We start from the raw sequence: 22,292 nt of genomic DNA on the forward strand, positions 1-22,292 counted from the left end.
TTGGAGCATTTTTTCAAATACCTGACATTGATTACTAAAAACGTATTAAAAGATGAGTGCAGAAACTATAAACAAAGACATTCTTAGAGGAGGACAGTTCCTTGTAAAAGAAACTAAGGCAGAAGATGTTTTTACTCCAGAAGATTTTTCTGAGGAGCAAAAAATGATGCGTGACAGCGCAAAAGAATTCGTAGATCGTGAACTTTGGGCACATTGGGAAAGATTTGAAAATAAAGACTATGCGTTTACAGAAGAATGTATGCGCAAAGCCGGAGAATTAGGACTTTTAGGAGTCGCAGTTCCAGAAGAGTATGATGGATTAGGTATGGGGTTTGTTTCTACCATGCTAGTATGTGATTATATATCAGGTGCTACAGGTTCTTTTAGTACTGCATTTGGAGCACATACAGGTATTGGTACAATGCCAATTACATTATATGGTAACGAAGAGCAAAAGAAAAAGTATGTTCCAAAATTAGCTACCGGTGAGTGGTTTGGTGCATATTGTTTGACAGAACCAGGAGCAGGATCAGACGCAAACTCTGGTAAAACAAAAGCTGTGCTTTCTGATGATGGGAGTCATTATTTGATCTCTGGACAAAAAATGTGGATTTCTAATGCAGGATTCTGTAATCTTTTTATCGTATTTGCTCGCATTGGAGATGATAAAAATATCACTGGATTTATTGTTGAAAATGACCCTTCTAATGGTATCACTCTAGGGGAAGAAGAAAAGAAATTAGGAATTCACTCTTCATCTACTCGTCAGGTATTCTTTAGCGATACCAAAGTTCCTGTAGAAAATATGTTATCAGAAAGAGGTAATGGATTCAAAATAGCTATGAATGCATTGAATGTAGGGCGAATCAAACTAGCTGCTGCATGTATTGATGCACAACGTAGAATTGTTGATGAAGCAACAAAATACGCAAATGAGCGTATTCAGTTTAAAACTCCAATCATGAATTTTGGAGCAATTAAGGCTAAAATTGCTGAAATGTCAACATCTACTTACGCAGGTGAGTCTGCCAGCTACAGAGCTGCAAAAAATATTGAAGATAGAATTGCTATCCGTCAGGCAGAAGGAAATAGTCATCAAGAGGCAGAGTTAAAAGGTGTTGAAGAGTACGCTATAGAATGTTCTATTCTTAAAGTAGCTGTTTCTGAAGATATCCAAAATACCTCAGATGAAGGAGTGCAAATTTTTGGAGGAATGGGATTCTCTGCAGATACACCAATGGAATCTGCATGGAGAGATGCTCGTATTTCTCGTATCTATGAAGGTACTAACGAAATCAACCGTATGTTAGCGGTAGGTATGTTGGTTAAGAAGGCAATGAAAGGCCATGTAGATCTTCTAGGCCCTGCAATGAAAGTAGCAGACGAGTTAACAGGAATTCCTTCTTTTGACACTCCTGATTACTCAGAATTATTTTCTGAAGAGAAAGAAATTATTGCAAAGCTTAAAAAAGTTTTCTTGATGGTTGCTGGATCTGCTGTACAAAAATTTGGACCTCAACTAGAGGAGCACCAACAATTACTAATGGCTGCTGCTGATATCTTAATCGAAATCTATATGGCTGAGTCTACAATCTTACGTACAGAGAAAAATGCGAAGCGTTTTGGAGAAGCATCTCAGGAAACACAAATTGCAATGTCTCAGTTATATTTATACAACGCTGTAGATATTATTACCAAAAGAGGAAAAGAAGCAATTGTATCTTTTGCTGAAGGTGATGAGCAACGTATGATGTTAATGGGTCTTAAGCGTTTTACTAAATACGCAAACCAACCTAATGTTGTACAACTAAGAACTAAAATTGCTGACAAAATTGCTGAAGAAAACGGTTATTTTATTAGCTAAAAATAAATTGCCCTCCTAATGGCACTAAACTTAGGAGTTGTTTAATTTTGATTTAAAAGCCGTCTTTTTTGGGTATAAAAAGACGGCTTCTTTTATTTTAAGATTTTAGAAATTATCCTCTACATCCTCGGATTACTCCAAATAGATAGTCATCAGAAGCTTCAAAATACTCATCACCACACTCCCTATCAAATGGATTGGAGCTTGCACTTCCTCCACCATTTACTCTCCCACATCTATCATGATCCAAACAATCTTTTGTCCAGGCACTAGCAATTGTAAAAGTTGATCCACATCCAGAACCGCATCTTCCGATACATCTTTCTCCATTTACTCGTATCGGTTCACTAATATCTCCTCTATCATCATCATAATCAGCATTCACTATAGTATTCTTTCTAATACAAGTAACTCCTTCATTCCTACTTTTCAAATTATTTTTAATAGCATTATGCAGCGCTATTTTCTTTTTAGGATATGCATACCCATTTGGAGATTTGGCCCAGTACTCCAGTAAACGTAATAAGGTATATTCAGCCATAGAAAACTCATCGGTCGATTTTTCTCCAAACAAAAACATAGAAATTTCTTCACCTAATTTCAGTAATACTTCTTTTTGTTCTTTTGCTAACACTACATCTTTTCCATCAAAATCTATAGTTTCCAAATCATACTGAACATTAGCAAATAACGTCTTTTGATCAATAGTAACTTCTGCTACAAAATGTAATTCTTCTTCTGCAGATACTTTGTAAGTAATAACATGGTTATCAATATTCTTTTGACCGGCAAATAGGTTTTCTTGTTGTGTCTCTAATCCAATAGCTTCTGGATTTTGAGTATCATCAGAATCACTACAACTCCAAAAAAATAAAACTAAAATAGCTGAAATTGATAATAAGGTTAATTTTTTCATTTTGTGTATTATATTTTAAGGTTAAGTGCCGAATATAATTTTCCAATATAATTCCAAACAGAATTAAGTATTAACAATACATTAAGTTATTTTATATATAAATCGTAATGTTCAGTTAAATTACTGATCATATCGATAAAACATAAAACTACAAATTGAAGATTCTTAAGAACTTATCAACACGAAAACGTTAGAGTACAAGTAGAAATTATCAAAATTAAAAAAATCACAATAAATTAGTCATAATATAACACAATAGTCAACTTTAATAAAAAAATATTGCATATTATGAAATCAATTCCCTTCATTTTTAAAAACTCAAAGAAACATTTTTAGGTATTTCTAAGTAATCAAATTGCTATTTATAGAATCTATATAATACTTTTTTCTACAATACGATAGCTCTTATTATGTAAAAACGTATTTACTCAAAACTGCAAATACTACAGAACATCCTATTGATTTTTATGACGCTTTAACTCGTGGTATCAGTATCATCGAGGTTATACACAAACTCTTTATTCATAACTAAGCTAAGATTGTGGATCAATCTTTAATTAAAAAACTGTAAAATGAAACATAAAACAGTAAAACAAACCGTAATCACACTATTTTTCTTTATTACACTATTTACAATAAATGCTCAAGACGAAGATGTAATGTTCCAGGCATTTGATTGGAATGTTCAAAACCAACCTGCCGGGCAAACCTGGTACAATGTTGTCTCCCAAAACAGAAATGCTATCAATGATGCCGGGATCGATCTTATATGGATGCCACCACCAAGCAATTCTGCGGCTCCACAAGGGTATTTACCACGAGAATTATATGATGTTAATAGCTCCTATGGTACAGAAAATCAACTAAAAACATTGATCAATCAATATCATGCTTTAGGTATAAAAGTAATCAGTGATATTGTAATCAATCATAGAGTAGGCTCACCTGATGCCGTAACTTTTAGAAATCCTAACTGGCCAACATTTTATATCACCGCAGATGATGAAGGCCGAAATTTTGTAAATGGCCCTGTAGATTTTAGTATCAATCCTGATTTTTTCCCAGGGACTGCTCTCAAAGCTGATGGTTCTAATGGTGGTTTTGCTGCTGCAAGAGATTTAGATCATAAAAACCCTGCTGTAAGAGCAGAGATTATAAGATGGATGAATTTTTTGAAAAACGATATTGGATTTGACGGTTGGCGATATGATTTTGTGCATGGTTATGATCCTATTTATAACAAAGAATACAATGATGCAACCAATCCTTATTTTGCAGTTGGAGAATTGCTGGAAAGTAGTCGTGTACAAACAAATAACTGGGTAAATTTTACACAAAGATCTTCTTCTGCATTTGATTTTAACACCAAAGTTAGTCTACAAAATGCTATTAGAGATAATAATCTTTCGTATTTAAGAGATTTTGAGGGGAAGCCTTCTGGTATGATAGGTATCAACCCAACAAAATCAGTGACTTTTCTCGATAATCATGATACAGGAGAAGCACAACAATGTTGCGGATCCAATTTTGTATTTCCCGGAGGAGAAACTAATCTTAGAAAAGGATATGCTTATATTTTAACACATCCGGGCAATCCAATGGTATTCTGGACTCATTTTTTTGATAGAGGCACAGGAGTACGCAATGCAATTAGAGATCTAATTGCCATAAGAAAAAGTGTTCGAGTTTTTGCTGGATCTTCCATTAATATTGTAGAAGCAAGAAATGATCTTTATGCAGCTTATATAGATGGAAGATCAGGTACTATCGCCATGAAATTAGGTTCTAGAAATTGGTCTCCTAATGGTAGTGGATGGACATTGAGAACTTCTGGAAATGATTACGCAGTATGGACACAAGGAGGTAGTAGTAACAATCAACAAGATGCCACTCCTTTTACAGTAAACTTTTTTAAACCTTCAGGTTGGGGTAATACGCTAAATGCCTATTTTTTTGATAGCGCAGCAAATGCCACCATCCCAGGAACATCAGAATGGCCGGGACAACAAATGACTCGCATTGCAGGAACACAGTGGTATTCGTATACCATTACTCCTCCTTCTGGAGTAGCTCCCGAAAATATAAGAGTTATTTTTAATGATGGTAGTAATCAAACTGGTAACTTATCAAGAAATACAAATGGTTGGTATAGAGGTTCGAGTTGGACAAATAATTGTCCCAGTGATTGTGGTAACGCATTTGCATCGGCATCACAGCAATCCATAAATAATAAAAGTAATGTAAAACATGAGTTTACTTTATCTCCCAACCCAATTACAGATCAAACACAACTTCGTCTTAATACCGAAGAAGGATTATTAGAAATTACTGTTTCTAACCTATCAGGAAGCACTACAACAGTTTTTAATCAAAAAGTAAATAACGGGCAAAAAACTATTAATATTGAAGGTGCAAAACTCAAAACACCCGGAGTTTATTTTTATACTATTAAATTAAATGGGGTAACATTGAAACAATTAAAAGCAGTTAAAAAATAATACAACAATAATAATACCTAAAAATAAAAAGCGATTATTACTACAATATGGTAATAATCGCTTTTTCATTTTAGTTTACTACTTTTACATTCAAACAAAACATACTTGACACGAAATTTATTATGAAAAAAATTATTTTTTTATGTTTATCACTATTGCTGATAAGTTGTAAAGATAAAAACAAAGAAATCGCCGTGGTAGCTTCTACAGATACCAAACAAAATCAAAACTCCAAAATCGATCATCAACTTAGAGAAGTAAAAAAAGCAGTGATTGCTCCAAAAATTGATGGTGATATGAACGACCCTATCTGGAAAGAAACCTTATGGTATGCATTTGATCAAAAATGGTTGGGTGAGGATTATACATTCAAAGATTTTTTCGGACGTTATAAAATGGCATGGACTACTGAAGCCTTATACATTCTAGTAGAAATTAAAGACGACAAACTGTACGACCAACACAAAGATCCTTTAACATTATGGTGGGATGATGACTGTGTAGAAATTTTCATTGATGAGGATAACTCCGGTGGTAATCATCAATTTAATAATAATGCGTTTGCATATCACGTAGCATTAGACGGAAATGTAGTAGACTTAGATGAAAGTCAAAATCCTGTATTGTATAATAGTCATGTAAAAACAAAAAGAGTAACCAAAGATGATGTTTCTGTTTGGGAGTTTGAAGTTACTGTTTATGATGACTCTTATAAAGAAGGTAAGGTTAATGATCCTGTGATTTTACAAAAAGATAAGAAACTAGGTTTTGCTATTGCTTATAATGATAATGATGGTAGTAAAGAGCGAGAAAACTTTATTGGTTCTGTTTTTATTCCCGGAGAAGAAAAAAATCTGGGTTGGATTGATGCAGATGTTTTTGGCACTATTCTTTTAGTAGAATAAAATCAAAATAGAATTCAGTATGTATTATTTTGAATACATGCATAATACATACTGAATTGATTATAGAGTTGTTGCTATAACACTATATATTTAATGAATCGCTTCCATGAGTTGTTCTTCTTTGGTAACTCCTCCAGAAAAATTAACTGCTGTTTCAATCAATGCAAGATGCGAATAGGCTTGCGGGAAATTACCTAATAATCTTTTGGTTTTAAAATCGATATCTTCACTGAATAATCCAAGATGATTGCTATATGAAAGTAACTGATCAAATAATTTACGAGCCTTCTCCTGCTCCCCTATCTTGAATAAACTATTGATAAACCAAAAACTACATATGGTAAAAGATGAGGAAGGCAATCCAAAATCATCTTTATTTTTATATCTATATAATAGCCCATCATTACATAACTCTCTCTCTGTAGCTTGTACTGTACTAATAAATCGAGGGTCTTTAGCATGTATAAATCCATAAGACTCCATTAATAATGTAGAAGCATCCAGATCTTTAGAACCATATGATTGCGTATAGGCTTGTACTTCCTCATTCCATGCATTTTTATAGATATCATCATAAATTCGATCTCTCAATGCTATCCATCTTTCATTGTTAGACGTTTTATTAATCAATTCGCCAATTTTTATAGCTCTATCTACTGCTACCCAACAGAGTAATTTTGAGAACGTAAAATGTCGTTCTTCTGTTCTAAATTCCCATATCCCTTTATCCGGTTTTTCCCAATTTACATTTACAATATGAACAATACTCTTGCTAATCGTCCATAAGTTTTCACTATTATCTAAATCACATTCAAATTTTACAAATTGCTGATAGATAACGTTCATTAAAATACCATAAATATCATTTTGTTTTTGGTGATATGCAGCATTACCAATACGTACAGGGCTTGAGTTTTTATACCCTTGCAAATGATCTAGAGTTTTTTCTGTTAGCTTCTTTTCTCCATTGATTCCGTACATGATCTGGATTTTTTCATCTTTATCAGGAATAATATCAATGATAAATTGAAGAAATCGTTGTGCTAATCTTTTATGTCCTAGATTCGAGATTACTTTGATCACCATAGAAGCATCTCTAATCCAACAAAATCGGTAATCCCAATTACGTACCTCTCCTATCGTTTCTGGCAGCGAAGTTGTTGCTGCTGCAAGCACTGCCCCGGATTTCTCATAACTTAATAATTTCAAAACCAAAGCGCTTCTTAAGATTTGATCATTATAAAGTTTATATGAGGTTGTATTTTCACTCCAGTTCATCCAATATACTCTTGTACGTTGTAATTTTAGATAACATCTTTCTAAAGATTGTTCTAGAATTTTTTCATGATAACTAATTATAAAATATGCATGATCATTGAGTTCTATTTCGTCTTGGTATAAAACTGCTTCTAAATCGAGGTTAGAATACAAATACAAAGTATCATATTTATCCTCGTTAGTAACACTTTTTAGATACGAAGGAGTGACTTCATGATTTGTTTTACCAATTGCATACTCAAGTTTTGGATCATATTTGATTTTAAAAACAGGACAGCCTGATAATAATTTAATGTATCTTATAATATCAGGCGGAGAATAAAAAGAGCCATCATCATTTTTATATCTTGGCATAAAGTCTATAAACTCAAAAGCATCTTTACCATTATTGAATTCTGTTACCAGAATATTTGTTTTCTCAATATATTTTTGAGAGATGTTGTAATCATCGCTAACCAGAATTTCAAAGCTTCCTCCTTTATTTTCATCTAATATCTTTGCAAAAACAGAATATGAATCAAAACTGGGGAGACAACACCAATCTAGAGAACCATTTTTTGATATTAAAGCCGCACTTTGGCAATTTCCTATAATGCCATAATCAAGATTATCCATTTGTTATATTATGCTTTATAAACGAATTAAATAATAAAAAATCGGTCAATAAATTCATTCATAGATATTTAACAATACATATTTCATAAATTTCTTTAAAATAGCCGTTTTTTCGATCTTCTTTTCCGAAATTTAACAAAAAACAAAACGTAATCAAGCACTTTATCTTAATTTATGAGTAAAACTATCATAATCTCAAACAGACTCCCCTTACAATTAAAAATTAATGAAAATACAATCGAAACTACTCCTAGTGTTGGTGGATTAGCTACCGGTATGAAATCTGTTCATAAACAAAATAATAGTATTTGGATTGGATGGAGTGGTATTACAGAAGAAGAAATCGATGCATCTATCAAAAGTGACATCAATACTGCATTAGAATCTCATCAGTGCGTAGGAGTACCTCTAACTCAAAATGATATAGAGGGGTTTTATTACGGTTTTAGCAATAATACTTTATGGCCATTATTCCATTATTTTATGGAATATACAGCCTTTGAAAAAAATACCTGGGAGACGTATATAGATGTAAATCAAAAATTTGCTGATATCGTTTTACAGAACTTAGAAGATGGAGATCAAATTTGGGTTCATGATTATCAATTATTGTTGTTACCAAATTTAATTCGCAAACAAAAACCAGAGGTTTCAATTGGTTTCTTTTTACATATCCCTTTTCCTTCTTACGAAGTCTTTAGAACAATACCTTGTAGAGAAGAGTTATTAAAGGGTATGCTCGGTGCTGACTTAATAGGTTTTCATACTTATGATTATGAACGTCATTTTCTAAGCTCGGCACAGCGAATTTTGGGTCATGAGATTCATTTTAATAACATTCATCTTGATGATAGAATTGTAAAAGTAGATTCTTTCCCGATGGGAATTGATTACAATAAATTTCATCAAGCTGCCATAGAGCATAACCAAAAAGTAAAAGAAGATCAAACAGAATTACAACAGGAGATCAATAAGCATATCAAAAAAGGAAATAACCAGGCTAAACTTATTTTATCTATTGATAGACTTGATTATACCAAAGGAATTGCAAATCGCTTAAGAGCTTTTGAATATTTCCTGGACAAGTACCCACAATTTAGAGGTAAAGCAAGATTAGTAATGCTAGCTGTTCCCTCGAGATCAAACATTCCGCAATATCAGATATTAAAAAATGAAATCGATCAATTAGTTGGTAGAATCAATGGAAAGTTTGCAGAAGTTAGCTGGACTCCTATATGGTATTTTTATAGATCAATGCCTTTTGAAAATCTTATTGACCTCTACATTTCTAGTGAGGTTGCTTTGTTAACCCCGATTAGGGATGGTATGAATTTGGTCGCCAAAGAATATATTGCTTCAAAACTTGATAAAAAAGGAGTACTTATTTTAAGTGAGATGACAGGTGCTTCGAATGAAATGAGTGAAGCTTTGATTATTAATCCCAATAATTTTGAAGAAATTGCCGATACATTAAAATTTGCATTAGAAATGCCCGAGGAAGAACAAATTAAACGAAATGAAGCCCTACAAAAACGTTTGCAACGCTACAATGTAGAAAAATGGGCAAATGATTTTATGGATTCTCTACAAGCCACAAAAGATGATGCTATACAATATACGCTCAAAAAAGTAAATACAGCTGTCAAACAGGAAATTGCAAAAAAATATCATGAATCAAAAAATAGAATACTATTTTTTGATTATGATGGTACTATGGTTCCTTTTACCAAATTACCTGAAGATGCTAAACCTACTCAAAGAGTATTTGATATTCTAGACGATCTGGATAGTCAAAAAAACACAAAAGTGATTATCATTACAGGTCGAGACAGAGATACTGTACAAAAATGGTTTGGACATAAAGACTATACACTCATTACAGAACATGGAGTCTGGTTAAAAGAAACCGGACTAGATTGGGAACTCATGGAACGTGTAGATAATAAATGGTTTGGAGCTATTGCTCCAATTTTAGAATCATTTACAGACAGAACTCCGGGTTCTTTAGTAGAAGAAAAAAGATATTCGCTGGCATGGCATTTTAGAAATGTAGATCCGGATCTAGGGAGTAAAAGAGCTAGCTCGCTAAAGACTACAATACAACATCTTATTGCTAATCACAATCTTGAGATTTTGGAAGGTGACAAAGTCATCGAAATAAAAGTTAGTGGAGTAAGTAAAGGGAAATCTGCTTCAAAAATGCTTACTGATCAAAAGTATGACTTTATTTTTGCTATTGGTGATGATTGGACAGATGAGCACATGTTTAAAGAATTACCAAAAGAAGCACATACGGTAAAAGTTGGAATCAAAAAAACGGTCGCTCAATATTTTGTGGAAGATATTGATAAGGTTTACGACTTATTATATACTTTTAAAGAATAATCTTAAAATTTTAACATTCTGAAACCGAAGTTTTACATCTTACCGGTAATTATTATCTCTCAATTTTTCTGTACCTCTTTATGGTTTGCGGGTAATGCAGTCATTGATGACCTTGTAAGGCATTTTGATACAGACTTCAATATTTTGGGATATTTATTATCATTTGTACAATTTGGGTTTATTATTGGTACACTTACTTTTGCTTTATTAACTCTGGCAGACCGATTTTCACCATCAAGAATATTTATGATCTGTGCTTTCTTAGGAGCATTATGTAATTTATCATTGTTAATACCAAACATTACCATATTCAATCTACTTACAGCTCGATTTGGAACAGGTTTTTTTCTTGCCGGAATATATCCTGTAGGGATGAAAATTGCTTCAGATTATTACAAAGACGGACTAGGAAAAGCATTAGGTTTTTTAGTTGGAGCACTAGTACTTGGTACTGCTTTTCCACATTTTATAAACCAATTTTATCAAAATCAAGATTTCAAAGCTGTAATCATTGCAACTTCTATATTGGCTCTTGTAGGTGGAATTAGTATTCAAGTTTTTGTCCCTGATGGTCCTTATAGAAAAGCTGTCCCAAAGCTTCAATTAGGTGTTATTACTCAGCTTTTTGATATATTAAGTTTTAGAAAGGCTTCTTTTGGATATTTTGGCCATATGTGGGAGCTGTATACCTTTTGGATGTTTATTCCTATTATGCTCAAAACCTACAATAGTATTCACCATGTCAAAATACCAATATCATTATGGTCTTTTATCATTATCGGCACGGGTGCAATATCTTGTATTTTTGGTGGGCTCATTTCTTTGAAAATAGGTAGTAAAAAAGTAGCATATCAATCTTTATTGATATCTGGCATATTTTGTCTTGCTTCGCCTTTCTTATTTTTCTTATCAAAAGATATATTTCTTGGCGCCCTATGTATTTGGGCTATGTTTGTTATTTCTGATTCTCCTCAATTTTCTACAATGGTAGCTGTTGCTGCACCGCCAGAACTAAGAGGAACTGGGTTAACAATTACCAACTGTATTGGATTTGCGATCACTATAGCAAGTATACAACTCCTTTCTTTTTTAGCAGATCATACTGATAATTCTATCTGGTTATATCCTATTCTAGGTCTGGGTCCTGCTTTTGGTTTATATGCTTTGAGAAAGTAAAAACGTATTTTTAGAAGTTTAAATTCGTTCTTTAGAAACTCAACATATTTTATCTCAATTAATTACATAAATTTAAAATAATTCATTAATAATCAAAAAATTATAATCATGTTAAAATCAATTTTAGAGTTAAAAGGAGTATCTGTTTTAGACAAAAAAACATTAAAGGTAATAGACGGTGGTATACAAGCTGGTAATGGAGGTGTTGGAACTAATGGTTGTCAGTGTGGTGGACAATTAACAGAAGATCCTTGTTATCCATGTTAATTGCTTTAAAACCAAAATCTTTTCTTAAGCAGTTATATAAATATCTTTAATAATTAAATTATGTTAAAAAAAATAACAACAATAATAGGAGTTACTAAGCTAAGTAAAGAGAATAAGAGACAGATCATGGGAAGTGATTTCAATATCAATGGATGTATTTATACCTGTAATGGAGGAAGCAATGCTACTCTAATTGAAGGAACAATAGACTTTGATGGAAAACCATGTGCTTTTTTTATCCCTGATTTTTGCAACTGACAAAGCAGTTAAGAAATTCTTTTAAAAAGAATAATTCAAAAGCCATCTCTTAAAAAAGATGGCTTTTTTGTATTAATAATAAAGCAAAATTCTATAAGTATTGTTAATAAACAATAATGAATTAATTCTTTTGCTTACATTTCCTAATGAATTTAACTAAAAAATAAAGTAAATTCGACAACATAATACAGAAGTACACACATGAAATTATTTTTTACTATTACCCTAATTTTATTATCCTCAATAATTATAGCACAAACAGACTCAAAAATTTATGACATTATAAGTGCTGTATCGTCTCAAAGAATTGAAAAAGACATCAATATACTTGCTGGTTTTGGAACCAGAAATACATTTAGCGATACGATATCAGAAACCAGAGGTATTGGAGCAGCAAGAAGATGGATAAAATCTGAATTTGAAACCATTTCAAAAGACTGTAATAATTGCCTGAATGTTTTTTACCAAAAAGACTTTGTAACTAAAGAGATGGGATCGAGAGTGCCTCATGATACATGGGTTGTAAATGTTATTGCTATTCAAAAAGGTACAAAATATCCTAATCGCTATATTATCATGAGCGGTGATATCGATTCTAGAGCAAGCAGTGCTACAGATTTTACAACAGATGCTCCCGGCGCTAACGATAATGCTAGTGGAATGGCTGGAACAATAGAAGCGGCAAGGGTATTATCAAAATACACATTTGAAAACAGTATTGTATATGTTGGTTTATCGGGCGAAGAACAAGGATTATTTGGCGGTGGTGGACTTGCAAAATATGCAAAAGACAAAGGATGGGATATCATAGGAATCCTTAATAATGACATGATTGGTAATATCAAAGGAGTAGACGGAGTTATTGACAACAGAACGTTTAGAATATTTTCTGAACCTACTAATCTTACCGATGATGAGAACAAAGTAAAACGTAGACGTTTTTATGGTGGAGAAGTTGATGGTATTTCTCGCCAATTAGCAAGGTATGTGCATAAAAGTGTAAAAACTTATATGCCCGAAATGAACCCAAAGATGATCTATCGATTAGACCGCTTTGGTCGTGGTGGACACCACAGGCCTTTTAATGATTTAGGGTATGCAGGAATCAGAATCATGGAAGCTCATGAGAATTATACTCAGCAACACCAGGATATAAGAGAAGAAAACGGTATTAAATACGGAGATGTCGTAGAACATGTTAACTTTGATTATGCTGCCAAACTCACCGCTGTAAATGCAATTAATCTTGCAGGTTTGGCCTGGGCACCTCCTACTCCATCTGAAGTAAAAATTGGAGGTATTGTAGAGCCCTCGGTAAAATTTAAATGGAAAAAAGTAAATGATCCTAATATAAAAGGGTATAAAATCTACTGGAGAGATACCACATCTCCCACATGGGATCATAGTAGATTTGTTGGCGATGTAGATAACTTTGTATTGGACGGTATTGTTATAGACAACTTCTTTTTTGGGATTGCTACAGTAGGAAAAAATGGCCATGAGAGTCCTGTCGTATTTCCAACAGAGGTTTTTAGATAAGATTACGTAATCTATGAATATTCAGTATATACTTTTTGCAATATTGTTAAGCATTCATATAGCTTCAGCACAAAAGCAATTTACAAGACAAGATACTTTGAGAGGTTCTATTACACCAGAAAGAGCATGGTGGGACGTGACATTTTATGATCTTAATATAAAAGTTAACCCTGATCAAAAAACCATCTCTGGCTATAATATAGTTCATTACACAGTACTGGAGGAATATAATGTAATGCAAATCGACCTACAACCTCCCTTAAAAATAAAAAAAGTAATTCAAGAAGGTAAAAAACTAGAAGTTGAATCTGATGGTAATGCTCATTTTATCAAATTAATTTCGCCACAAACCAAAAACTCTGTAAGAGCAATAGAAATTTATTATGAAGGAAAACCAAGAGAAGCTGTTAGAGCACCTTGGGATGGTGGAATTTCTTGGAGTCGCGACAACAATGGCAAACACTTTATAGCATCCTCATGCCAAGGAATAGGCGCTAGTATATGGTGGCCGAACAAAGATCATATGTATGATGAAGTGGATAGCCTGAAGATCAGTGTAAATGTTCCTGAAGAATTAATGAATATCTCCAACGGACGCCTGCAAAAAGTAGAGAAACATAATAATAAAACAAAAACCTATCATTGGTTTGTATCTAATCCTATAAATAATTACGGAGTAAACATCAATATTGGAGATTATGTTCATTTTAAAGAAGAATATGAAGGTGAAAAGGGAACATTAGATATGGAGTATTATGTACTAAGAGATAATTTACAAAAAGCAAAAAAACAGTTCAAAGATGCGCCAAAAATGATGAAAGCTTTTGAACATTGGTTTGGACCATACCCTTTTTATGAAGATAGTTTTAAGCTTGTAGAAGTACCATATCTGGGTATGGAACATCAAAGCTCTGTCACCTATGGCAATCAATATCATAATGGGTATTTAGGCAGTGATTTATCAGGTTCAGGGTGGGGATTAAAATTTGATTTTATTATTATTCATGAATCAGGACATGAGTGGTTCGCAAATAATATTACTTACAAAGATGCTGCGGATATGTGGGTACACGAAGGATTTACTGCATACTCCGAAAGTTTATTTCTTGACTATTACTATGGTGAACAAGCCGCTTCAGAATATGTTATTGGTACTAGAAAACAAATTCAAAATGATCGACCTATTATAGGGCCTTATAATGTTAATCAAGAAGGTTCTTCAGATATGTATTTTAAAGGATCAAATATACTCCATACTTTACGACAGCTTATCGAAGACGATGAAAAATGGAGAGCTATTCTCCGCGGTCTAAATACAGAATTTTATCATCAAACTGTGACCACTAAACAAATTGAAGATTTTATAAGTAAAAAAGCAAAGATAGATCTTACTCAATTTTTTGATCAATACCTGAGAGATACGAGAATACCAATATTAGAATATCGTATCAAGAAAGGAAAATTAGAGTACAGATATACTGATATTATTCCAAAATTTGACATGCCAATACGAGTATTTGTAGATAAAACTCCTATATGGATTCAACCAAATACAAATTGGCAAACAAAACAAATCAATGATAATGCTGTGACGATTGATTCTAATTTTTATATCAAAACCAAACAGATTAAATAAAGATATATCTTTCAATTTTTAAAAATTTATAAATGAAAATTTATTTTCCGCAATGGCAAGGATCAGGCAAAGGAGAATCTATTGAACCCGGAGCAAAAACAATATTAGAATATCTAAATGATAAAGAGTTTGTTCAAATACCGCTTTCTAATATTAATGCTGGTGAAAACGGAGAACAAAAATATTATATCAACAATTATGAAGCGTTAATTGAGCAATTATCACGATTAAAAAAAGAGATTAAGGCACAAAATCCAAAAATTATAAAAACGATCGGAGGAGATTGTGGTTTAGAAATTGTTCCTGTTTCTTATCTTAATGCTTTGTATCCAAACCTCGGAGTAATTTGGTTTGATGCTCATGCGGATATTAATAGACCTTGTGATTCGCCTAGTTGTAATTTTCACGGAATGCCATTACGAACTCTTCTTGGCGAAGGAGAAAAAACAATGGATCATTTGCTATCTTCTGTACTAACCCCATCACAAATCCATTATATTGGTTTAAGAGATATTGATGACACAGAACAAAATCGTATCGACAAAGATCAAATCTTTATACTTAGTGAAAAAGATACTACACAATTAGTGGATACTCTAAAACAAAAAAACATAACACATTTATATCTTCATTTTGATTTTGATTGTCTTGAACCAAAGGAATATGATAAAACATATTATAGAGTTTCTGATGGCGTTACAATTTCTGAGGCAGAACAGCATATTGAAATGCTAAAAAAACATTTTACAATAGTGGGAAGTAGTCTTCTAGAATCTATCACAACAAATCTTTCAGAATTAAAACCTATTGAAACTATTATCAATGAATTAATGAAAGATTAAGGATTAATATTACATCTCTTTAACATATTTTTATCATTCTTACCAAAACCAACCCAAAACCATCTTAAAACCCTGTAAACCAGAAAATAAAACAAAAAATACATCTGTTTTTTATCCTTTATTTACAGAAATTATACTGTTTTACCTCATCTGTACTTTAAGATAATGTTTGTAATTTTACGACATGATAATGCCCATATCATAACCAATAAATGCACAAAAAATTTAACCTAAAACCTACAAAGATGCCACATATTCATACTACAATTATATAAAACAAATCACTCGTTTCTATACTTACGATTCTAGAATGGTATAACAACATCTTTGTTTCTTAAAACCATGAAACATAAATTTAAACCTAAAATTAAGCAATGCTTTGCTTATGCTAAAAGCCATTGTCTTAAAATCGCATATATTGTGGGCACAATAATTTCTTTGGGCCTAGTTACTCAAAGAGCTTATTTTCAACTAGACGGTACATCAGGCCCTAAAATGACCACTCAAACTTGGCCTGCAGGAACCTTTCTTGCTAACTTCCCTGAGGGCGATCGTGTAAGCACATATCATCGTAATTATCTTATGATTGCCGGTCAAGAAGGTACTGGCATTTGGAATATTTCTAATCCAACTGCACCTACCAAAGTACAATCGAACGATGCAGCCAATAATGGTCACAGATGGTGGAAAATGGGAGACCTTTTCTACAGAGAATATTCTGTCCCCGAAGTAGCTGGAACTGGTTATAAATATCTTGATTTATCAGATATGTTGAATCGAAAACCTATAACTTCTTCTGATGTTTTATATACAGTAAAAGATGGTCAATCAAATTATGACAATCTAGAAACTTTTCCGCATACAATAGATGGTAGTCGAGTTTTTGATATGAGAACCGGTGAACAGCTTGATGATATTCCTGCGGCTGTATCCCTACCGGATGTAGTACTACGAATTGGAAATTATGTTTTTTATGCACCTCAATCTGGAGCCATTAGTGTTTTTGATTTTGGTGATCCAAAAAATATAAAATTTCTAGGGTCTTTTGGAGAAGATGTGCCTCATGAGCAATATAGTACAGGGTTTCAGGTATGGAAAAACTATTTGATCTATATGAGCGGAAACGAAGGAGAAAATAGTTTGGTGGCCTTTGATATTAGTGATCCAACTAATGTAAAACATGGATTTAGTCTATCATCAGATCAAGTGACGCTAGGTAGATATATGACATTTCAGGATGAATTTGGATTTACAGGTAGATTTGATAGAGGCGTAAAATTCAATTTTGAAACCATGAAAATTGAACAAGAGTTTGTTCCTCCATCTGATGATGAGATTGTTCAATTATTAGATTTTCAGTGGGTACCTGTTGGTCATATTGTAGTTGCTACAGGAGATGGTAAAACCTCTATTTATTCACATCAAGATAATTTAGATATACGCCCGCCTAGTGTTGGGCATCATTTTCCGGTTTCGGGAGCAACCAATCAACCCATAACGACAACAATTGGTTTTGTGATCAATGAAGTATTAGATGATCTTACGCTTAATGACAAAACAATTCAAGTATCACCTTTGGGAGGAGAACCTATTGAAGGAGATGTCTCTTCTTCATCGTATCAGGTCATCAATTATGCTCCAAGAAAACCACTACTTCCAAACACCACATACAAGGTAAAATTTGTAGAAGGAGGGATTAAAGATGCCGTAGGTAATGGCATAGAAGAATATACATATTATTTTACTACAGGTGGAGACTCTTCTAATCAGTCTCCCGAAGTTACCAAGATAGAGACAAACATACCTTCTCCTCTAACCATCAACACTCCCATAAATTTTACCACTAATGCAACAGATCCAGAAGGAAATACACTGAGCTATAGATGGGATTTTGGAGATGGTTCTCCAAAAACAGAATGGATTAATAATACAGTTTCTCATACGTATACGGAAGCAGGAAATTACCTCGTACAGGTACAAGTATCAGATAATAACGGTGGTTTTGCTGTTGCTTCTCAATCCATAGTAGTTGTAGAAACCACAACAGGCGAGCTTCCTACACAATCCAGTCCGATCACAGTCGATCAAACCAACCGAATTGTATGGACTGCTAATCCTGATAATAATACTGTAACTCTGGTTAATGCTGATAATTTATCTCTGATAAAAGAAGTCTCAGTAGGTAAACATCCAACTAATATTGCAATTGATGAAAATGGCAATGCTTGGGTAACCTGCCGTGATTCTGATGAAATTTATATTATCAATACTAGCGGAATCGTATCTTCACAGATTGCATTGCCCAAAGGAACACAGCCTTATGGAATTGCATTTACTCCTGATGGTAAACGTTGTTTTGTTTCAGGTTTTGGATCGGGAGAACTATTAGAACTGTCTTCAAATACTCAAAAATTAGTTTCTTCTGTAACTCTTGGATCAACTCCCAGAGCCATAGCTATTACAGGAGATGCTTCCAAAATATTAGTAACGCGTCTTATCTCTCCTGATCAAGAAGGACAAATATGGGAAGTAGACCTTAATACCCTTACAGTCTCAAAAACAATTACACTACCTATTGATGATTTTACCGGCGACAATGGCAATCAAGGGAGAGGATTACCAAACTATGTAGCAGGAATTACTATACACCCCAATAACAAAACAGCTTGGTCTGTTGCTAAAAAGGATAATATATTAAGAGGATTAGCAAGAGATGGACAACCTCTTACATTTGATAATGTGGTGCGTACTGCCATATCTCCCATTGATCTAACAATCGGGAAAGAGAATATCAACCAGCGAATCGATATTGACAATCACGGGCAACCTTCTTCTGCTCTATATACGCCTTCTGGTAATTATATCATCGTAACCATGCAAGGTAATAATAGAATAGTTGTTATCGATCCAAAAAAAGGATTAGAACTTCTCAAAATGGATGTTGGTAAGGCTCCACAAGGATTGGCAATTGACGAAACAACCAATAGAATATTCGTAAAAAACTTTATGGACAGGAGCATTACAGTTTTTGATGCCGAAGAAATGATTACTACGGGAGTGAGCATACTAGAAAAGTTAGCAACCATTAATACTGTGGCTCAAGAACAGCTTAGTGCTACTGTTTTAAAAGGAAAACAAATATTTTATGACGCTGCGAATATCAAAATGGGGACAGATGGATACGTAAGTTGTGCCAGTTGTCATATTGATGGAACAGAAGATGGGCGGACATGGGATTTTACGGATCGTGGAGAAGGTTTACGCAATACAATTTCTTTAATTGGTCGCGAAGGAACCGGTCATGGTAGAGTACACTGGAGTGCTAATTTTGATGAAATTCAGGATTTTGAAAATGATATCCGTTTTCATTTTAAAGGTAGGGGTTTTATGACAGATACGGATTTTAGTGAGGGAACAACCGCACTTTCTTTGGGTGATCCCAAAAAAGGAAAATCAGCAGATCTTGATGCACTTACTGCCTATATAGAATCGCTTAATACCTTCTATCCTAGCCCATATAGAAATACTAATGGTACATTAACTACAGATGCCGAAGCAGGAAAAGCCTTATTTGAAAATCTAAAATGTATGTCTTGTCATGGTGGAGAAGATTTTACTGATAGTGATACAGGTAGAATGCATGATGTAGGAACAATTAAAAACAATAGTGGGTCTCGTTTAGGCAAACAACTTTTGGGGCTTGATGTGCCAACACTGAGAGGTGTTTGGGCGACAGCACCATATTTACATGATGGTTCTGCAAAAACTATTGCAGAAGTATTCACAAAATATAATACGAATGATCAACATGGAGCTACTTCTGGATTGAGTACTACACAAATTAACCAATTAGAAGCTTATATTAAACAAATTGACGGTTCTGCGATTGCACCTGAATATACCTATACTCTGGAAATGGCATCTCCTACTGATGGAGCCACAATTGATAGAGAACAGTCAGTACCACTAAAAGTAAACACCACTGTAGATGACATTACCAAAATAGCATATTATGTAGATAATGAATTGGTAGAAGAAGTAACTACTACTCCTTTTGAATCTAGCTGGACGCCTATAATATGGAAAACATATGCAATCACTGCAAAAGTCTTCTATAATAATGGAAAAACAGCTTCTATCACCCCCGAAGTTAAAGTTAAGTTTAAAAATACAATCAAAGTCTTATATGTTGTAGGAGATAAAGCACAATTGTCTTTTGATGACCAAACAATCAAATCACATGTAGAACAAGAACTTGGTTTTACCGTTACTTTGATGTCTGATGAAGATGCAAATGGCCCAGGTGTAGCCAATCCTTTTGAAATGGTGTTGGTTTCTTCTTCTGTAGATCCAGCCATTTTGGGTAATGATCTTGAAGCCGTAAAAGTCCCTATTATGACATGGGATCCTTTTATGTATAATAGACTACGATTAGTATCCCCTACTTCAAACGATTCTTATGGCTTTACAAATACGGCTTACAATACAGTAGAGATTACAAATCCTAAGCATCCTATGGCTGCTGGCATGAGTGTTAATACTTCTTTGTACAATATCACACAAACAATGCCTTTTGGTATTCCAAGAGAAGAGGCTATCATCATTGCTCAAGTAGATAATATTCCTATTTTATTTGGTTATGACAACGGTCCTTCTGTAACTTCTAGAAGAGTTGCATTTCCACTTAGAGATCAATTTATCCACTTATTTACCGAGCAAGGATGGGATTTATTTGATGCTGCTGTAATATGGACACTTCATGGAGGAGATGCCTCTACTCCTATTGGCCCTTTACCTGATGTATTCTTTACCTCTCCAAAGGATGGAGATTTGATAAATCTTCCATTAAAAGTAGATTTTAAAACTGAGGGATGGAGTCTACCTTCTCAACAATATAAGCTCCGATTTAAAATTGACGGTAATGACAGAGGACTCATTACTTCTGATGGTACAATTACAGATGGTACAAATTTATCTGAAGGTCCTCATGAATTAACATTACAAATGGAACGTAGTGACAATTCTATAACAGAATTAGGAGAAACCATTACTGTAGTTGTAACTAATGATCCTTTACCTCAAGAACCGGGAGCAATTATAGAATCTCCTGTAAACGGGGCATTGGTAGGGCCGGATTTTGAACTCATCTTTACTACATTTGATTGGGACATTACTCCTGGTGGCAGACATCTTGATTATTTTATCGATGATATCAAACAAGGTTCTATTTTTGAAATACAACCTATATCTATACAAGGACTGTCCGACGGTGCTCATACTATTTCCTTAGCAGCAATTGATGAAAATGGACAATCAATAGGAGAACCTACAAAAGTCAATATCACTGTAGATAATGATTTTAATAATTTACCGGATACAGACTACAGTGTAGAGTATTATGATGGATCACAAAATGCTTCTACATCGCAATTCAAACCTGTATTCAAAATTGTAAACAAATCTACTAGTGCAGTTCCATATTCTGATTTCAAAATTCGATATTGGTTTACACCAGAACTTGATGTTCCTATGGTATTCAACCTTGATTATTCTCCAATTATAGGAATTGCAGGATCCTTTGGTAATAATACTTCTGGTGATTATGTAGAAATAGGATTTAATAATACTTCTGGCAATCTTCCTGCAAATGGAGAATCAGGCGTAATACAAACTAGAATACATCATGTAGGGTATCAAAACCTAGATCAAAGCAATGATTTTTCATATGATCCTAATAAAACAAGTTTTCAACCTAATGTGAAGGTAACTCTATACTACAAAGATCAACTGGTGTGGGGATTAGAACCTTCTAATAGCTTAAAACAACATAATCATAATTATGATTTAAAAATCATGACATTTCCTAATCCGGTAAAAGATCTTGTTACGATACAATCTAGTATTAATTTAGAAGATGCCTCAGTGACAATCGTAAATATAGCTGGCAAACGTATAGCTGTAGAACCTCAAAAGATACATCCAAAAATATATAGTATAAATCTCAAAGATTATCCTTCAGGATTATATTTTGTAAGGATCAATTATAAAAATAAAACCTATACAAAACGATTAATTAAATAAAAATGAAACAACCCGTTGTGTTCTAGATTTCC

At 33.5% G+C, this 22,292-nt stretch carries 13 protein-coding genes; 11 read left to right on the top strand and 2 right to left on the bottom strand.

Annotation, left to right across the window (positions count from 1 at the left end; translation table 11 throughout):
• Positions 1-52: 52 nt before the first annotated feature.
• Positions 53-1,864 (top strand): acyl-CoA dehydrogenase family protein, encoded by a 1,812-nt coding sequence (locus FHK87_RS13825; protein WP_140594009.1) that lies wholly within the window; start codon positions 53-55, stop codon positions 1,862-1,864.
• A gap of 112 nt (positions 1,865-1,976) precedes the next feature.
• Here the strand turns inward: FHK87_RS13825 and FHK87_RS13830 are convergent, their stop codons facing one another.
• Positions 1,977-2,780 carry a hypothetical protein gene (locus tag FHK87_RS13830; protein ID WP_140594011.1) on the bottom strand — a complete coding sequence of 268 codons (804 nt, stop codon included), beginning with the start codon at positions 2,778-2,780 and terminating at the stop codon, positions 1,977-1,979.
• A gap of 572 nt (positions 2,781-3,352) precedes the next feature.
• Here FHK87_RS13830 and FHK87_RS13835 point away from each other — a divergent pair.
• Entirely contained in the window at positions 3,353-5,278 is a 1,926-nt protein-coding gene (locus FHK87_RS13835; protein WP_140594014.1) for an alpha-amylase family glycosyl hydrolase, read from the top strand.
• Between the two features lie 122 nt (positions 5,279-5,400).
• Complete coding sequence (locus FHK87_RS13840; RefSeq protein WP_140594016.1) at positions 5,401-6,183, top strand: sugar-binding protein; 783 nt, start codon at positions 5,401-5,403, stop codon at positions 6,181-6,183.
• A 90-nt stretch (positions 6,184-6,273) separates the two neighbouring features.
• On the opposite strand, the gene FHK87_RS13845 is transcribed toward FHK87_RS13840, so the two are convergent.
• Positions 6,274-8,076 carry a glycoside hydrolase family 15 protein gene (locus FHK87_RS13845; RefSeq protein ID WP_140594018.1) on the bottom strand — a complete coding sequence of 601 codons (1,803 nt, stop codon included), beginning with the start codon at positions 8,074-8,076 and terminating at the stop codon, positions 6,274-6,276.
• 174 nt (positions 8,077-8,250) lie between these two features.
• On the opposite strand from FHK87_RS13845, the gene FHK87_RS13850 reads away from it, so the two are divergent.
• From FHK87_RS13850 to FHK87_RS13880, 8 genes are all read left to right on the top strand, one after another.
• Positions 8,251-10,461 carry a bifunctional alpha,alpha-trehalose-phosphate synthase (UDP-forming)/trehalose-phosphatase gene (locus FHK87_RS13850; protein WP_140594020.1) on the top strand — a complete coding sequence of 737 codons (2,211 nt, stop codon included), beginning with the start codon at positions 8,251-8,253 and terminating at the stop codon, positions 10,459-10,461.
• A gap of 54 nt (positions 10,462-10,515) precedes the next feature.
• Positions 10,516-11,637 carry an MFS transporter gene (locus FHK87_RS13855; protein ID WP_317133550.1) on the top strand — a complete coding sequence of 374 codons (1,122 nt, stop codon included), beginning with the start codon at positions 10,516-10,518 and terminating at the stop codon, positions 11,635-11,637.
• Positions 11,638-11,745: 108 nt separating this feature from the next.
• Positions 11,746-11,904: a hypothetical protein gene (locus FHK87_RS26260; protein WP_226294246.1), complete on the top strand. Its 159-nt coding sequence runs from the start codon at positions 11,746-11,748 to the stop codon at positions 11,902-11,904.
• Positions 11,905-11,964: 60 nt separating this feature from the next.
• Positions 11,965-12,162, top strand: coding sequence for a hypothetical protein (locus FHK87_RS13860; RefSeq protein WP_140594025.1), 198 nt, complete (start codon positions 11,965-11,967; stop codon positions 12,160-12,162).
• 201 nt (positions 12,163-12,363) lie between these two features.
• A complete protein-coding gene (locus tag FHK87_RS13865; protein ID WP_140594028.1) occupies positions 12,364-13,701 on the top strand; it encodes a M28 family peptidase in 1,338 nt (445 codons plus the stop codon).
• 13 nt (positions 13,702-13,714) lie between these two features.
• Complete coding sequence (locus FHK87_RS13870; RefSeq protein WP_140594031.1) at positions 13,715-15,337, top strand: M1 family metallopeptidase; 1,623 nt, start codon at positions 13,715-13,717, stop codon at positions 15,335-15,337.
• A gap of 32 nt (positions 15,338-15,369) precedes the next feature.
• A complete protein-coding gene (locus FHK87_RS13875) occupies positions 15,370-16,179 on the top strand; it encodes an arginase family protein (RefSeq protein ID WP_140594033.1) in 810 nt (269 codons plus the stop codon).
• Positions 16,180-16,521: 342 nt separating this feature from the next.
• On the top strand, positions 16,522-22,260 hold the full coding sequence (locus FHK87_RS13880; protein ID WP_140594035.1) for a PKD domain-containing protein: 5,739 nt from the start codon (positions 16,522-16,524) through the stop codon (positions 22,258-22,260).
• Positions 22,261-22,292: the final 32 nt, after the last annotated feature.

The sequence above is a fragment of the Aquimarina algicola genome, from assembly GCF_006443095.1.
In the GTDB taxonomy this organism is placed as follows: domain Bacteria; phylum Bacteroidota; class Bacteroidia; order Flavobacteriales; family Flavobacteriaceae; genus Aquimarina; species Aquimarina algicola.

Coding starts and splice junctions, on each gene's coding strand:
- FHK87_RS13825 (WP_140594009.1), top strand. CDS start 53: ATGAGTGCAGAAACTATAAACAAAGACATTCTTAGAGGAGGACAGTTC.
- FHK87_RS13875 (WP_140594033.1), top strand. CDS start 15,370: ATGAAAATTTATTTTCCGCAATGGCAAGGATCAGGCAAAGGAGAATCT.
- FHK87_RS13840 (WP_140594016.1), top strand. CDS start 5,401: ATGAAAAAAATTATTTTTTTATGTTTATCACTATTGCTGATAAGTTGT.
- FHK87_RS13865 (WP_140594028.1), top strand. CDS start 12,364: ATGAAATTATTTTTTACTATTACCCTAATTTTATTATCCTCAATAATT.
- FHK87_RS13870 (WP_140594031.1), top strand. CDS start 13,715: ATGAATATTCAGTATATACTTTTTGCAATATTGTTAAGCATTCATATA.
- FHK87_RS13830 (WP_140594011.1), bottom strand. CDS start 2,780: ATGAAAAAATTAACCTTATTATCAATTTCAGCTATTTTAGTTTTATTT.
- FHK87_RS13845 (WP_140594018.1), bottom strand. CDS start 8,076: ATGGATAATCTTGATTATGGCATTATAGGAAATTGCCAAAGTGCGGCT.
- FHK87_RS13860 (WP_140594025.1), top strand. CDS start 11,965: ATGTTAAAAAAAATAACAACAATAATAGGAGTTACTAAGCTAAGTAAA.
- FHK87_RS13835 (WP_140594014.1), top strand. CDS start 3,353: ATGAAACATAAAACAGTAAAACAAACCGTAATCACACTATTTTTCTTT.
- FHK87_RS13880 (WP_140594035.1), top strand. CDS start 16,522: ATGAAACATAAATTTAAACCTAAAATTAAGCAATGCTTTGCTTATGCT.
- FHK87_RS26260 (WP_226294246.1), top strand. CDS start 11,746: ATGTTAAAATCAATTTTAGAGTTAAAAGGAGTATCTGTTTTAGACAAA.
- FHK87_RS13850 (WP_140594020.1), top strand. CDS start 8,251: ATGAGTAAAACTATCATAATCTCAAACAGACTCCCCTTACAATTAAAA.